10 protein-coding genes are annotated in these 14,810 nt (G+C 65.4%); 7 read left to right on the top strand and 3 right to left on the bottom strand.

What is annotated here, in order from left to right; genetic code table 11:
• Positions 1-67: 67 nt before the first annotated feature.
• The 3 genes from lysS (at position 68) to QZH66_RS00110 (ending at position 5,097) form a co-directional block, all read left to right on the top strand.
• Complete coding sequence (lysS, locus tag QZH66_RS00120) at positions 68-1,585, top strand: lysine--tRNA ligase (protein WP_305803917.1); 1,518 nt, start codon at positions 68-70, stop codon at positions 1,583-1,585.
• Positions 1,586-1,763: 178 nt separating this feature from the next.
• Positions 1,764-2,915, top strand: coding sequence for a two-component system response regulator (locus QZH66_RS00115; protein ID WP_305803916.1), 1,152 nt, complete (start codon positions 1,764-1,766; stop codon positions 2,913-2,915).
• A 1-nt stretch (position 2,916) separates the two neighbouring features.
• The gene (locus QZH66_RS00110; protein WP_305803915.1) at positions 2,917-5,097 is read left to right on the top strand and encodes a response regulator; all 2,181 of its coding nucleotides are present in this window, start codon (positions 2,917-2,919) and stop codon (positions 5,095-5,097) included.
• A 75-nt stretch (positions 5,098-5,172) separates the two neighbouring features.
• On the opposite strand, the gene QZH66_RS00105 is transcribed toward QZH66_RS00110, so the two are convergent.
• Positions 5,173-6,042: a crotonase/enoyl-CoA hydratase family protein gene (locus tag QZH66_RS00105; RefSeq protein ID WP_305803914.1), complete on the bottom strand. Its 870-nt coding sequence runs from the start codon at positions 6,040-6,042 to the stop codon at positions 5,173-5,175.
• Between the two features lie 154 nt (positions 6,043-6,196).
• Entirely contained in the window at positions 6,197-7,876 is a 1,680-nt protein-coding gene (locus QZH66_RS00100) for a long-chain fatty acid--CoA ligase (protein ID WP_305803913.1), read from the bottom strand.
• A 123-nt stretch (positions 7,877-7,999) separates the two neighbouring features.
• Between QZH66_RS00100 and QZH66_RS00095 the strand changes: the two genes are divergently transcribed.
• On the top strand, positions 8,000-8,416 hold the full coding sequence (locus tag QZH66_RS00095) for a hypothetical protein (protein ID WP_305803912.1): 417 nt from the start codon (positions 8,000-8,002) through the stop codon (positions 8,414-8,416).
• A 54-nt stretch (positions 8,417-8,470) separates the two neighbouring features.
• On the opposite strand, the gene acnA is transcribed toward QZH66_RS00095, so the two are convergent.
• A complete protein-coding gene (acnA, locus tag QZH66_RS00090; protein ID WP_305803911.1) occupies positions 8,471-11,233 on the bottom strand; it encodes an aconitate hydratase AcnA in 2,763 nt (920 codons plus the stop codon).
• 290 nt (positions 11,234-11,523) lie between these two features.
• Here acnA and QZH66_RS00085 point away from each other — a divergent pair, with 290 nt between their 5' ends.
• Genes QZH66_RS00085 through acnB form a run of 3 tightly spaced genes read left to right on the top strand, consistent with a single transcriptional unit; the run spans position 11,524 to position 14,782 of the window.
• Positions 11,524-11,757: an AbrB/MazE/SpoVT family DNA-binding domain-containing protein gene (locus tag QZH66_RS00085; protein ID WP_305803910.1), complete on the top strand. Its 234-nt coding sequence runs from the start codon at positions 11,524-11,526 to the stop codon at positions 11,755-11,757.
• A complete protein-coding gene (locus QZH66_RS00080; protein ID WP_305803909.1) occupies positions 11,754-12,152 on the top strand; it encodes a type II toxin-antitoxin system VapC family toxin in 399 nt (132 codons plus the stop codon). The genes QZH66_RS00085 and QZH66_RS00080 overlap by 4 nt, the downstream gene beginning before the upstream one ends.
• Positions 12,153-12,190: 38 nt before the next feature.
• Complete coding sequence (gene acnB, locus QZH66_RS00075; RefSeq protein WP_305803908.1) at positions 12,191-14,782, top strand: bifunctional aconitate hydratase 2/2-methylisocitrate dehydratase; 2,592 nt, start codon at positions 12,191-12,193, stop codon at positions 14,780-14,782.
• The last annotated feature ends 28 nt before the right edge of the window (positions 14,783-14,810 follow it).

Genomic DNA, 14,810 nt, shown 5'->3' with positions numbered 1-14,810 from the left:
GATGGAGCAACGCGCTTTGCGACCTGTCCGCACCGGTTTCACTCCCCCATATCCAGCATCCAACGCCATGAACGATCAGACCCCCGCCCCGCAGCCTGCCGTCGACGAGAACAGCCTCATCGCCGAGCGCCGCGCGAAACTCACCGCCTTGCGCGGGCAGGGTATTGCCTACCCGAACGACTTCCGCCGCGCGCATTTTTCCGGCGACCTGCAGGCCGAGTTCGCAGATGCCGAAACGTGGACCGCCGACGCGCTGGAAGCATCCGGGCGCAGGGTGAAGATGGCCGGCCGGCTGATGGCCAAACGGGTGATGGGCAAGGCCAGCTTCGCGCAGATCCAGGACGAATCCGGTCGCATCCAGTTGTTCCTGCAGGGCAGCGTGCTGGGCGATGCCTACACCGCGTTCAAGGGCTGGGACGTGGGCGACATCATCGCCGTCGAGGGTGGTCTGACCCGTACCCGGACCGGCGAGTTGTCGGTCAAGGCCAGCAGCATCCGCCTGCTGACCAAGTCGCTGCGGCCGCTGCCGGACAAGTGGCATGGCCTGGCCGACGTCGAGCAGCGCTACCGCCAGCGCTATGTGGACCTGATCGTGACCCCGGAGTCGCGCGAGGTCTTCATCAAGCGCTCCAAGATCATCCGCGCGATGCGCGCGTGGCTGGACAACCGCGACTTCCTCGAAGTCGAGACGCCGATGATGCACTACATCCCCGGCGGCGCCACCGCCAAGCCGTTCACCACCCACCACAACGCACTGGATATGGAGCTGTACCTGCGCGTGGCGCCGGAGCTGTACCTCAAGCGGCTGGTGGTCGGCGGGCTGGAGCGGGTGTACGAGATCAACCGCAACTTCCGCAACGAAGGCGTATCCACCCGCCACAATCCGGAATTCACCATGATGGAACTGTACGAGGCCTACGCCACGTACAACGAGGTGATGGATCTGACCGAAGGCGTGATCCGTGATGTCGCCCAGCAGGTTCTGGGGCGGATGGATGTGGAGTGGGACGGGGTGACGATCGACCTGGCCCCGGCCTTCCGCCGCTGGCGCATGGACGAGGCGGTGCGTCACCACAACCCGGAAATCTCCGCGGCCGACTGCACCGACCGCGACGCGCTGGCGCGCCATTGCGAGCGTCTGAAGCTCAAGATCAAGCCGTCCTACGGCTGGGGCAAGTTGCTGCTGGAGATCTTCGAGGCCACGGTCGAACACACCCTGGTGCAGCCGACCTTCATCACCGACCACCCGGTCGAGGTGTCGCCGCTGGCCCGCGGCAGCGACAACGAGCCCGGCTATACCGACCGCTTCGAGCTGTTCATCAACGGCAAGGAGATCGCCAACGGCTTCTCCGAGTTGAACGACCCTGAAGACCAGGCCGCACGCTTCCAGGCGCAGGTCGAGGCCAAGGAGGGCGGCGACGACGAGGCCATGCATTACGACGCCGACTACATCCGGGCGTTGGAGTACGGCATGGCGCCGACCGGCGGGCTGGGCATCGGCATCGACCGGATGGTGATGATGATGACCGGCCGCAGCTCCATCCGCGATGTGCTGCTGTTCCCCTATATGCGCCCGGAAAACTGAGGACGGTGCTGCCGGGGCCCTGGCCGCCGGCATTCCCCGCTACGGTTGTCACGGTCCGGAACGGCGGCCGGGTATACATTCAATGCCCCTTCGGGGCGGTTTTGCGAACCCGCACGTTGCACTCCGGTGGGGAGCGGCTTGATGATGGGGGGCAACCGGGTCCATCAGGGGAATCGCTATGAAAGACTGGAGTGGGCAGGCCGCCTGTATTCCGTCGGCCAAATCCTCTTTTCCGGATCATCTCTACAGCGGGGAATATGCGGCGGATATGGTTTTGAACATCGTCATAGTGGACGACCAGACATCGGCGCGGACGATGCTGCGGCACGTGATCGAAGACATCGCCACGGAGCTGGTGGTGCACGATTTCGCCGATCCGGTCGAGGCGTTGCGCTGGTGCGAGGCCGAGCACGCCGATCTGGTGCTGCTGGACTACCGCATGCCGGGCATGGATGGCCTGGAGTTCGCGCGTCGCTTCCGGCGGCTGCCACGCAATCGCGATATTCCGATGATCCTGGTCACCGTGGTCGGTGATGAACCGGTCCGCCAGGCGGCGCTGGAAGCGGGCGTGATTGATTTCCTGGTCAAGCCGATCCGGCCACGCGAGCTGCGGGCGCGTTGCCACAACCTGCTGCAGCTGCGCAAACAGAGCGAGAACGTCAAGCAGCGGGCGCTGTCGCTGGAGCAGCGCCTGCTGGCAAGCATGAACGAGGTTGAAGAGCGCGAGCGCGAGACCCTGTCGCGGCTGGCGCGGGCGATCGAATACCGCGATGTCGGCACCAGCGCCTATCTGGAACGCATGGCCCACGTGGCCGGATTGATCGCCGAACAGTTGGGCCTGCCCGAGGAGCAGGCGCGGTTCATTGAAATGGCTGCGCCGCTGCATGACATGGGCAAGATCGCCATTCCCGATGCGGTGCTGCTCAAGGCCGGCAAGCTGGACGAGGATGAGATGGCGGTGATGCGCCGGCATCCGCGGATCGGCTACGAGTTGCTCAGTGGCAGCCAGAACCGCTTCATCCAGATCGGCGCGTTGATCGCGCTGCGTCACCACGAGCGTTTTGACGGCAGCGGCTATCCCGATGGTCTGGTCGGCGATGCGATTCCGCTGGAGGCGCGGATCGTGGCGGTGGCCGATGTCTTCGACGCGCTGCTTTCGCCGCGCCCCTACAAGGAAGCGTGGACGCTGGATGCGACCCTGGCCTATCTGTATACCCAGCGCGGGCGCCTGTTCTGCCCGGCATGCGTTGACGCGCTGATGCGCGGCCGCGAGGCGCTGGAGCAGATCTGCGCGCAGTACTCCACCGCGTCCGTGCGTCCGGGCTGGTGACATGCATACCGGCGTCCCGGCTTGGGTGAAACAGCGCCTGGCACAGCGCCCGGACAGCGAACACGGCCAGGTGAGCGTCCGGATGGTCCTGATCGCCCTGATCCTGGCCTACGTGCTGTTGCCCACGGTGCGCGCGGAACTGCCCGCGGCGCAGTATCAGGGCGTGCTGTTGATCGTGCTGGGCGGGTTGGGCTTGTCGCTCCTGCTCGCGGCTTGGCTGCTGATGGTGCCGGGGCGATCCGATCCGCGCCGGGTGGCGGGAATGCTGGCCGACTACGGGCTGATGGCGGCCGGCATGGTGCAGATGGGCGAGCCGCTGGCCTGGGTCTATGTGGTGGTGATGTGGGTCACCGTCGGCAACGGCATGCGCTATGGCAACCAGTATCTGTATGTGGCCGTAGCCATGGCCCTGGCCAGCTTCGGCGCAACGCTGGCGCTGACCGACTATTGGCAGCAGAACCTGCGGCTGGGGCTGGGGCTGCTGATCGGGCTGGCGGCGGTGCCGCTGTATTTCTCCAGTCTGCTGCGGCAGTTGACCCGGGCGATGGCCGAGGCGCGCCGCGCCAGTGAAGCCAAGAGCCGCTTCCTGGCCAATATGAGCCACGAATTCCGCACCCCGCTCAACGGCCTGTCGGGGATGGCCGAAGTGCTGGCCACCACCCGGCTGGATGATGAGCAGCGCGAGTGTGTGAGCACCATCCAGGCTTCGTCGCGCAGCCTGCTGGCGCTGGTGGAGGAGGTGCTGGACATCTCCGCGATCGAGGCCGGCAAGCTGCGGGTCAGCGCCGAGGATTTCTCGCTGGACGAGACGATCCAGGCCATCGGCCTGATCCTGCTGCCGCAGGCGCGGGCCAAGCGGCTGGAGTACCGGGTGGTGATTGCCGCCGAGGTGCCCGACCGGCTGCGCGGCGACGCCGGCCACCTGCGGCAGATCCTGCTCAACCTCGCCGGCAACGCGGTCAAATTCACCGACAGCGGCAGCGTGGAGATCCGCGTCGCGCTGATGGGCCCTGTAAGCGCGGATGGCATCCGCTTGCATTTCGACATTCTCGATACCGGCAGCGGGGTGCCGGAGGCGTTGCGCCCCCGCCTGTTCGAGGCGTTCGAGCAGGCCGACGTGTCGATGTCGCGGCGCTACGAGGGAACCGGGCTTGGAACCACCATCGCCAAAGGCATGGCCGAAGCGATGGGCGGCACCATCGGCTACGCCGAGAATGCCACCGGCGGCAGCCGCTTCTGGGTCGAACTGCCGTTCCAGGCGGCTTCCAGCGCGCAGCGCCGGCATGCGTTGCAGCAGGTGCCGGCGGTGCGGGTCGAAGGCGCGCGTGGCGACAGTGGCAACGTCATCGCGTTTTCCGACCCGTTCCTGCGCCATCGGGCACGGGTGCGCAGCATGCAGATCCTGGTGGCCGACGACCACCAGGCCAATCGCATGGTGCTGCAACGGCTGCTACAGAAGGCCGGCCATCGCGTCACCTGCGTCAGCGGTGGAGAGGCGGTGCTTGAAGCGCTGGCTGAGACCGATTTCGATGTGGCCATCGTCGATCTGCACATGCCCGGCATGAGTGGGCTGGATATGCTCAAGGAGTTGCGGGTGATGCAGTCCGGCGGTGGGCCGCGCACGCCGGTACTGGTGCTCAGCGCCGATGTCACCGCCGATGCCATCCAGCGCTGCCTGCAGGCCGGGGCGCATGCCTTTCTGGCCAAGCCGGTGGTGGCCACGCGGCTGCTGGACACCCTGGGCGAGATTGCCACCCGCGGCCGACCCGCCACTGCGGCGCCGATCATGCGCGCGCCGGCGACCGGTGACTGTGTATTCGATCCGGGCGTGCTGGATGAGCTGGCCTCACTGGGCATGGGCGAGGGCTTCGAACGCGAGTTCATCAGCCAATGCCTGAATGATGCCGACGGTTGTCTGGGAGGCATTGCCCATGCCGCTGAAAGCGGCAACTGGGAACGGCTGCGTGAACATGCCCATGCGATAAAAGGGGTGGCAAGCAACCTGGGTCTGGTACGGCTGGCCGAGCAGAGTGGCCAGATGATGCGGATGGCCGACTGGCAGTTGCAGGCCGAATGGCGTCAGCGCCAGGGCCAGCTCAATGCCAGCCTCAGCGAAGGCCGGTTGGCACTGGAGGCGCGCGCGCGCCAGATTGCCCAGCACAGTGGCGGCGATGCGCCGTAACCGTAACGATCGGCGCCGAAGCCCGGCATTGCGCCGGGCCTGATTCCCCCAGTCCGCTCACTTTCCGGTGATCGCTCAGGCGTTGTCCATACCGCTGCGGCGGGTCTGCGCCTTGACCAGCCGGTCCATCGTGCGCAGCGACTTGTCGCCCAGCGCCAGTGCCGATTCCACCCAGACCTTGGTGATCTCCAGCAGCTCGTCGTAACTGACCGCCTGGGCCACGTTGCGCGCCGCGTTCATCGCCAGGTAGGAGTGCGGATTGCGCTGCTGCTGACGGATCAGGTCTTCGACCGCCTTGACGCCCTGGCCCTTGGGCACCAGCACATCGACCACGCCCATCGCGTGCATCTCCTCGCTGCTGTAGATGCGCCCGTCGAGGATGATCTTTTCGGCCAGCTGTGGCACCACCCGCTTGCACAGGAACGAATAGGCCCCCATGCCCGGGAACAGCCCGAACAGCACTTCCGGCAGGCCCATGCCCACCCCCTCCTCGGCCACGATGGTGTGGCAGGCCAAGGCCATTTCCAGCCCGCCGCCGAGGGCATCGCCCTGGATCAGCGCGATGCTGCGCACGTCGCCGCCAAAGCCGACATGCAGGTGATGGACGCCTTCGATGCAGCGTTGCGCGTACGCCAGCAGCTGCTCGCGGTTGCCCGTGCGGATCAGCCGTGTGAACAGATCCAGGTCGCCGCCCAGGTTGTACGCGTTCGCCTCGGAGGCCAGCACGAAGTGACGCAGCTGGCCGCGGCTGTGCGGCGCTGCCGGGCGGGTGAGGGCGCTCATGAAGTTCCACATCTCATCCAGCATTTCCGGACGGCAGCACGGGCGCACGCCCGGAGCAGCGTCGGCGTGCATGTACAGCCAGTGCGCGTCACCGCTGGCCGAGGAGTCGACACGGATGGTGGAATAGGGGCGGCTGGCGTGCAGCTTTTCGATCATGCTCATGGGGTCTTGTCCTTCAGGGAAAAGCCCGCTCAGGGGACGTGGGCGGCGGGCGAGGCGCGTTCACACGGCGATCCTACACCGCACTCATGGGCATGAATGAGCAGGGCCCCTGCCGTTGCCGGCAGAGGCCCTGTGATCGCGACCCGGAAGGGGGTTACGCCGCCGGGGTATCACGCAGCTCGCGGCGGAGGATCTTGCCGACGTTGGTCTTCGGCAACTCGTTGCGGAATTCGACAATGCGCGGGTGCTTGTAGCCGGTGAGATTGGCGCGGGCGAATTCCTTGACCTGTTCTTCGGTCAGGTTCGGGTCCTTCTTGACGATGACGACCTTCACCGCCTCGCCGGACTTCTCGTTGGGCACCCCCACCGCGGCCACTTCCAGTACGCCGGGCATCATCGCGATGACGTCTTCGATTTCGTTGGGATATACGTTGAACCCGGACACCAAGATCATGTCCTTCTTGCGGTCGACGATATAGAAGAAGCCCTGCTCATCCATGCGCGCCATATCGCCGGTATGCAGCCAGTTGTCCGCGTCGAGCGCCTGCGCGGTGTCCTCCGGGCGGTGCCAGTAGCCCTTCATCACCTGCGGGCCACGGATGCACAGCTCGCCGACTTCGCCGGCCGGCAAGGTCTGGCCGTCATCGCTTTTCACACAGGCGTCGGTGGAGGGAATCGGCAGCCCGATCGCGCCGTTGTACTCCTTCAGATCCAGCGGATTGATACAGGCCGCAGGCGAGGTCTCGGTCAGGCCGTAGGCCTCCACCAGGGTGCCGCCGGTGGTCTTCTTCCAGCGCTCGGCCACCGAGCGTTGTACCGCCATGCCGCCGCCCAGGGTGACCTTGAGGCCGGAAAAGTCCACCTGGTCGAAACCGGGGGTGTTGAGCAGCCCGTTGAACAGGGTGTTGACACCGGTGATCGCGGTGAAGCGGACGGCCTTGAGTTCCTTGACGAAACCTTTCATGTCACGCGGGTTGGTGATCAGGTAGTTCATGCCGCCCAGTTTCATGAAAACCAGGCCGTTCGCCGTCAATGCGAAGATGTGATAAAGCGGCAGGGCGGTGATGATCACTTCCTTGCCCGGTTCCACGCCGGAGCCGGAAATCCATGCCGAGGCCTGCTGCATGTTGGCGATCAGGTTGCGATGGGTCAGCATCGCGCCCTTGGCCACGCCGGTGGTGCCGCCGGTGTACTGCAGGAAAGCGATATCGTCGTGGTCGATTTCCACTACCGGCATCGGGTGGCGCTTGCCCAGCCTGAGCGCGTCACGGAACCGCACCGCGCCGTGGAGGCGGTAGTCAGGCACCATCTTCTTGATGTACTTGAGCACGAAATTGACGATCGGCCCTTTCGGAAAGCCGAGCATGTCGCCCAGTCCGGTGGTGATGATGTGCTTGACCTGGGTCTGGGCAATCACCTGCTCGACGGTCACGCCGAAGTTGTCCACCACCACCAGCGCCACCGCGCCGGAATCGACCAGCTGGTGTTTCAGCTCGCGTGGGGTGTAAAGCGGATTGACGTTGACCACGGTCAGCCCGGCGCGCAACACGCCGAAGGTGGCAATCGGGTACTGCAGGCAGTTGGGCATCATCAGGGCGACGCGGTCGCCTTTCTTGAGCTGCAACTCACCCAGCAGATAGGTGGCGAACTGTTCGACCAGGGCATCGGCTTCGCCGTAGGTCAAAACTTTGCCGAAGTTGGAATAGGCGGGCCGGTCCCGGAATCTGGCGACAGAAGTGTCGAATACCGCTGCCACCGAGCGGAACTCATCGACGTCGATTTCGGCCGGTATTCCAGCCGGATAGCTCTGCAACCACGGGCGTTCCTGACTCATATTCCCCCTCCAGGATCAATGATGCGGTTATTGGATGAAGCCCCGACAATGAACTGTCCTGCCCCTGATGTCAGCATACCGTTCCGAATGGGAAAGGCGAAGAGATCCAGGGTTCGGGCCGTATTGGGCGGACTGCTGTTTGCGTTGATCGTGCCGGTTCTGGGCGGATGCAGGACTGCGGCTCCCGAGCAGCGTCTGCGCGAACCTGTCGCGCGGATGCAGGCGGCCGTGACATGCGGTGAGGTCCGGGATTTCATGGGGACGGTGGCCGAAGACTACGGCATGGACCGGGTCGCGCGGGCGCCGATGCTGCGCGCGCATCGGCTGGTCCATCGGGAGCTGGGCCTGCACGCCCGGCGGCTCGCCATCGAGATGGGCACCGATACCGCGGTTGTGCGATTTGCCGTGGTGTCGACTGGCCGCTGGCTCCCCGGGCGCGGGCAGCTGCACTTCATCATCAGTGGCTGGCGGCAGGTGGACGGCCAATGGCAGCTGCATCACGCGCAATGGCAACCGCAGGGCGATGCACCGCTGCGATAGCCGGCCGTTGAAACTGCCTGCCGGGCATGGCGATTGCCACGCCCGGCAGGGGGATCACGCCGCGTTGCGGCCGGCCAACTGGCGCAGCACGTACTGCAACAGACCGCCGTGCTTGAAGTACTCCACTTCCTTCGGGGTCAGCAGCATCACCGTCACTTCGAACTGCTGGCGACTGCCATCGGCCTTGGTGGCGGTGACCGTGGCGCGCTTGCTGGCGCCATCATGCAGGCCTGCGATGTCGATCGTTTCCGAGCCATCCAGCCCCAGTTTCACCGCGCTCTGGCCGTCACGGAACTGCAGCGGCAGCACCCCCATGCCGACCAGGTTGGAACGGTGGATGCGTTCGAAGCTTTCGGCGATCACCGCCTTGACTCCGAGCAGGTTGGTGCCCTTGGCCGCCCAGTCGCGGGAGGAACCGGTGCCGTATTCCTTGCCGGCCAGCACCACCAGCGGCACGCCGTCGGCCTTGTACTTCATCGCCGCATCGTAGATCGGCAGCTTTTCCGGCTGGCCGCCGCCTTTGGGGAAGTACAGCGTGTTGCCGCCTTCCTCGCCACCGAACATCAGGTTCTTGATGCGGATGTTGGCGAAGGTGCCGCGCACCATCACATCATCGTTGCCGCGACGGCTGCCGTAGCTGTTGAAGTCGGCCGGCTGCACGCCGCGTGCCTGCAGGAAACGGCCAGCGGGTGAGTCCTTCTTGATATTGCCGGCCGGGGAGATGTGGTCGGTGGTGATGGAGTCGCCGAACAGGCCCATGATGCGCGCGCCGTGGACATCGTCGACATGGCCGACCTGCATCGTCATGCCGTCGAAATACGGCGGGTTCTTGATGTAGGTGGACGCGGTATCCCATTCGTACAGCTCGCCCTCGGGCGAGGCGATCGCGTTCCAGCGGCTGTCGCCCTTGAACACGTCGGCGTAGTGCTGCTTGAACATTTCCGGGCCGACGGTCGCGGCGATGGTGTCGCCGATCTCCTTGTTGCTGGGCCAGATGTCGCGCAGATAGACCGGGTGGCCGTCGCTGCCGGTGCCCAGCGGATCGCGGGTCAGGTCGATGTCGGTGGTGCCGGCGATGGCGTAGGCCACCACCAGCGGCGGCGAGGCCAGGTAGTTCATCTTCACTTCGGCGTGGATACGGCCTTCGAAGTTGCGGTTGCCCGACAAAACCGACGCCACTGCCAGATCGCCTGCGGCAATGCCGGCGCTGACTTCCGGCGGCAGCGGGCCGGAGTTGCCGATACAGGTGGTGCAGCCGTAGCCGACCACGTAGAAACCGAGTTTCTCCAGCTCGGTCAGTACCCCGGCTTTTTCCAGGTAGTCGGTGACTACCCGCGAACCCGGCCCGATCGAGGTCTTGACCCATGGCTTGCGTTGCAGGCCCTTGGCCGCGGCGTTGCGCGCCAGCAGCCCGGCGGCGAGCATCACCGCCGGGTTGGAGGTGTTGGTGCAGGAGGTGATGGCCGCGATCACCACCGCGCCATCCTTGAGCCGCACCTGTTTGCCCTCGATCTGGATGTCGGCCAGGCCCTTGACCAGGTTCTCGTTGCCCACCGCCGCGCCGCCACCCTCATTGATGAAGCCGGCTACCGCGTCGCTGCGCTGGTCGCGATGGGCCGTGAAGCTGCCCACGTTCTGGCGGAAGTTGGCCTGCATGTCTTCCAGCAGCACGCGGTCCTGCGGGCGCCGCGGGCCGGCCAGCGAGGGCTTCACATCGCCCATGTCCAATTCCAGTGTGGCGCTGTATTCGGCGTGGGCTGAGCCCGGCTCGTGCCACAGGCCCTGCGCCTTGGCATAGGCCTCGACCAGCGCGATCTGCGCTTCGCTGCGGCCGGACAGTCGCAGGTAGGTCAGCGATTCGGCATCGATCGGGAAGATGCCGCAGGTGGCGCCGTATTCCGGGGCCATGTTGCCGATGGTGGCGCGGTCGGCCAGCGGCAGGTGCTGCAGGCCTTCGCCGAAGAACTCGACGAACTTGCCGACCACCCCGTGCTTGCGCAGCATCTGGGTGACGGTCAGCACCAGGTCGGTCGCGGTCGCGCCCTCGGGCAGTTGGCCGCTGAGCTTGAAGCCGACCACCTGCGGAATCAGCATCGACGAGGGCTGGCCGAGCATCGCCGCCTCGGCCTCGATTCCGCCCACGCCCCAGCCCAGCACGCCGATGCCATTGATCATGGTGGTGTGGCTGTCGGTGCCGAAGACGGTGTCCGGATACGCCAGCGCGGTGCCGCCGCTCTCGGCGGTCATCACCACCCGGGCCAGATTTTCCAGATTCACCTGATGGACGATGCCGGTGTTGGGCGGCACCACCTTGAAATTCTCGAAGGCGGTCTGGCCCCAGCGCAGGAAGCCATAACGCTCCTGGTTGCGCTGGAACTCGATCCGGCCGTTGATGTCGAGCGAGTCGATGCTGCCGAACGAGTCCACCTGCACCGAATGGTCGATCACCAGCTCGGAGGGGATCTGCGGATTGATCTGCTCCGGCTTGCCGCCGAGCTTGACCACCGCATCGCGCATTGCCGCCAGGTCGACCACACAGGGCACGCCGGTAAAATCCTGCAGCACCACGCGCGCGGGCATGAAGGCGATTTCGATATCGGGTTCGGCGCTCGGGTCCCACTTGGCCACCGCTTCAATATGCTCCTTGCCGACGGTGATGCCGCCATCCTCATGCCGGAGCAGGTTCTCCAGCAGGATCTTCATCGAATACGGCAGGCGGGAAATATCGAACTGCTGGCCCAGTCTGGGCAGGCTGAAGTAGTCGTAGGTGGTGCCGGCGACCTTCAGTTGGCTGCGGGTGGAGAACGAATCGCTCATGTGGGATGACTCCTCTTGCGGATGGCTGGCATCAGGCCGCTGGAAGCGGCCCTGCTTGCGTTTGCCGGGACGGGCAGATCAGGTGGTCACCTTGAGTATGAACCATTCAGCCGACGCACCGCGGTGGCAGCGGTTCCCACGCTACACGGCAAGGTGTGTCGTGAATGTCATTTGCCGGGGGCGGATCCGTTGCCCGGGAAGGCGCAGCGCAGCGCGGGCCGAGGCCGGCGAGGGTGGAGGTATGCCCTGTCAAGTATGTATAATTCATCCATACTTTGGAGGGCCTGCCGATGGAAGCCACTGTCGCTGAACGCGGCCAGATCACCTTGCCCAAGGCGGTCCGCGATGCACTGGGCCTGACCAAGGGCACGCTGCTGAAGGTCGAACTGGACGGCAGCCGCATCATCCTGCGCAAGAGCGTGGATGACGCCATTTCCCGTGCCCGCGGCAAATTCGCGCTGGACGGTTTCGAATCGGCCGAACAGGCCGTGCGTACCGTCCGTGACGAGACCGGCGAGGCATGATTGCCGTCGACTCCCCGGTCCTGATCGAACTGCTCAGCGACGGCCCGCGTGCCGACGCGGTGGAAGCCTGCCTGCGGCAGGCGCTGGTCGGTGGCCGGGTGGTTGTCTGCGGCACCACGCTGGCCGAAATCTGCGCCTCGCTGCGTGGGGGCGCCGTGGTGCAGGAAGCGCTGGAGGAAATGGGCATCCATTTCAGCCCGCTGGAAGCCAAATCCGCATTGCGTGCCGGTGAGATGTACCGCCGTCATCGCCAGCGCGGCGGCGACACCCGCCGCATCGACGATTTCATGATCGGCGCCCACGCACTGCTGCAATGCGACGGCCTGATCACCTGGAACGACACCTTTTATCGCGATTACTTCAAGGGCTTGAAGCTGATCGTGCCGCACGTCTGAGCCCATCCATTTTTTAACCGTATCACCCGGGAGTTGTCATGTTGGAAGCCTACCGCCACCACGTAGCCGAGCGCGCCGCGCTTGGCATCCCGCCGCTGCCGCTGACCGCACAGCAGACGGCCGACGTCATCGAGCTGCTGAAGAACCCGCCGGCAGGCGAGGCCGAGTTCCTGCTCGAGCTGATCACCCACCGCGTGCCGGCCGGCGTCGATGACGCGGCCAAGGTCAAGGCCTCGTACCTGGCCGCCATCGCCTTTGGCAGCGAGAAGAGCGCGCTGATCAGCCGCGCGCGCGCCACCGAGCTGCTGGGCACCATGCTCGGCGGCTACAACGTCGCGCCGCTGATCCAGCTGCTGGACGATGCCGACGTCGGCGCCATCGCCGCCAACGCCCTGAAGCACACCCTGCTGGTGTTCGACGCGTTCCATGACGTGCAGGAAAAGGCCAAGGCCGGCAACGCCAACGCCCAGTCCGTGCTGCAGAGCTGGGCCGATGCCGAGTGGTTCACCTCCAAGCCGGAAGTGCCGCAGAGCCTGACCATCACCGTGTTCAAGGTGCCGGGCGAAACCAATACCGACGACCTGTCGCCGGCGCCGGACGCCACCACCCGCCCGGACATCCCGCTGCACGCGCTGGCAATGCTGAAGAACAAGCGCGATGACGCACCGTTCGTGCCGGAAGAAGACGGCAAGCGCGGCCCGATCCAGGAAATCCTGTCGCTGAAGGACAAGGGCAACCTGGTTGCCTACGTCGGTGACGTGGTCGGCACCGGTTCCAGCCGCAAGTCCGCTACCAACTCGGTGCTGTGGTTCACCGGTGAAGACATCCCCTTCATCCCGAACAAGCGCTTCGGCGGCGTCTGCCTGGGTTCGAAGATCGCCCCGATCTTCTACAACACCATGGAAGATGCCGGCGCGCTGCCGATCGAGCTGGACGTGTCGCAGATGAACCACGGCGACGTGGTCGAGCTGCGTCCGTACGACGGCAAGGCGCTGAAGGGCGGCGAAGTGATCGCCGAATTCCAGGTCAAGAGCGAGGTGCTGTTCGACGAAGTGCGTGCCGGTGGCCGCATTCCGCTGATCATCGGCCGCGGCCTGACCGCCAAGGCGCGCGAAGCGCTGGGCCTGCCGGTCACCGATCTGTTCCGCCAGCCGACCGCGCCGGTCGACACCGGCAAGGGCTTCAGCCTGGCGCAGAAGATGGTTGGCCGCGCCTGCGGTCTGCCGGAAGGCCAGGGCGTGCGCCCGGGCGCCTACTGCGAACCGAAGATGACCACCGTCGGCTCGCAGGACACCACCGGTCCGATGACCCGTGACGAGCTGAAGGACCTGGCGTGCCTGGGCTTCTCGGCCGACCTGGTGATGCAGTCGTTCTGCCACACCGCCGCTTATCCGAAGCCGGTGGACGTGAAGACCCACCACACCCTGCCGGAGTTCATCTCCACCCGTGGCGGCGTCTCGCTGCGTCCGGGCGACGGCATCATCCACTCGTGGCTGAACCGCATGCTGCTGCCCGACACCGTCGGCACCGGTGGCGACTCGCACACCCGTTTCCCGATCGGCATTTCCTTCCCGGCCGGTTCCGGCCTGGTGGCCTTCGCCGCCGCCACCGGCGTGATGCCGCTGGACATGCCCGAGTCGGTGCTGGTGCGCTTCAAGGGCAAGATGCAGCCGGGCGTGACCCTGCGTGATCTGGTCCACGCGATTCCGCTGTACGCGATCAAGCAGGGCCTGCTGACCGTGGCCAAGCAGGGCAAGAAGAACATCTTCTCCGGCCGCATCCTCGAGATCGAAGGTCTGTCGGAGCTGAAGATCGAGCAGGCGTTCGAACTGGCCGATGCCTCGGCCGAGCGTTCGGCGGCCGGTTGCGCGGTCAAGCTCGACAAGGCGCCGATCATCGAATACCTGACCAGCAACATCACGCTGCTGAAGTGGATGATTGCCGAGGGTTATGCCGATGCCCGCACCCTGGCGCGCCGCATCGAGAAGATGGAACAGTGGCTGGCCGACCCGCAGCTGCTGGAAGCCGATGCCGATGCCGAGTACGCCGCGGTCATCGAGATCGACCTGGCCGAAATCGTCGAGCCGATCGTGTGCTGCCCGAACGATCCGGACGATGCCAAGACCCTGTCCGACGTGGCCGGTGCGCAGATCGATGAAGTCTTCATCGGTTCGTGCATGACCAACATCGGCCACTTCCGTGCCGCGGCCAAGCTGCTGGAAGGCAAGCGCGACATCCCGACCCGTCTGTGGATCGCACCGCCGACCAAGATGGATGCTGCCGAGCTGACCAAGGAAGGCCACTACGGTACCTTCGGTGCCGCTGGCGCGCGTATGGAAATGCCGGGCTGCTCGCTGTGCATGGGCAACCAGGCGCAGATCCGTGAAGGCTCCACCGCGATGTCGACCTCGACCCGCAACTTCCCGAACCGCCTGGGCCGCAACACCAACGTGTACCTGGGTTCGGCCGAATTGGCCGCGATCTGCTCGCGTCTGGGTCGCATCCCGAGCCGTGAGGAGTACATGGAAGCGGCCGGCGTGCTGGCCGGTGCCGGTGATTCGATCTACCGCTACATGAACTTCGACCAGATCCAGGAATACCAGGACGTGGCCGATACGGTCAGCGCCTGATCCTGACGGTTGCGCAACAGAGGAAAGC

Source organism: Stenotrophomonas sp. YIM B06876, from assembly GCF_030711595.1.
Lineage (GTDB): Bacteria > Pseudomonadota > Gammaproteobacteria > Xanthomonadales > Xanthomonadaceae > Stenotrophomonas.
The sequence above is the reverse complement of the archived record's forward strand: the minus strand, read 5'-3'. Positions and strand labels throughout refer to the sequence as shown.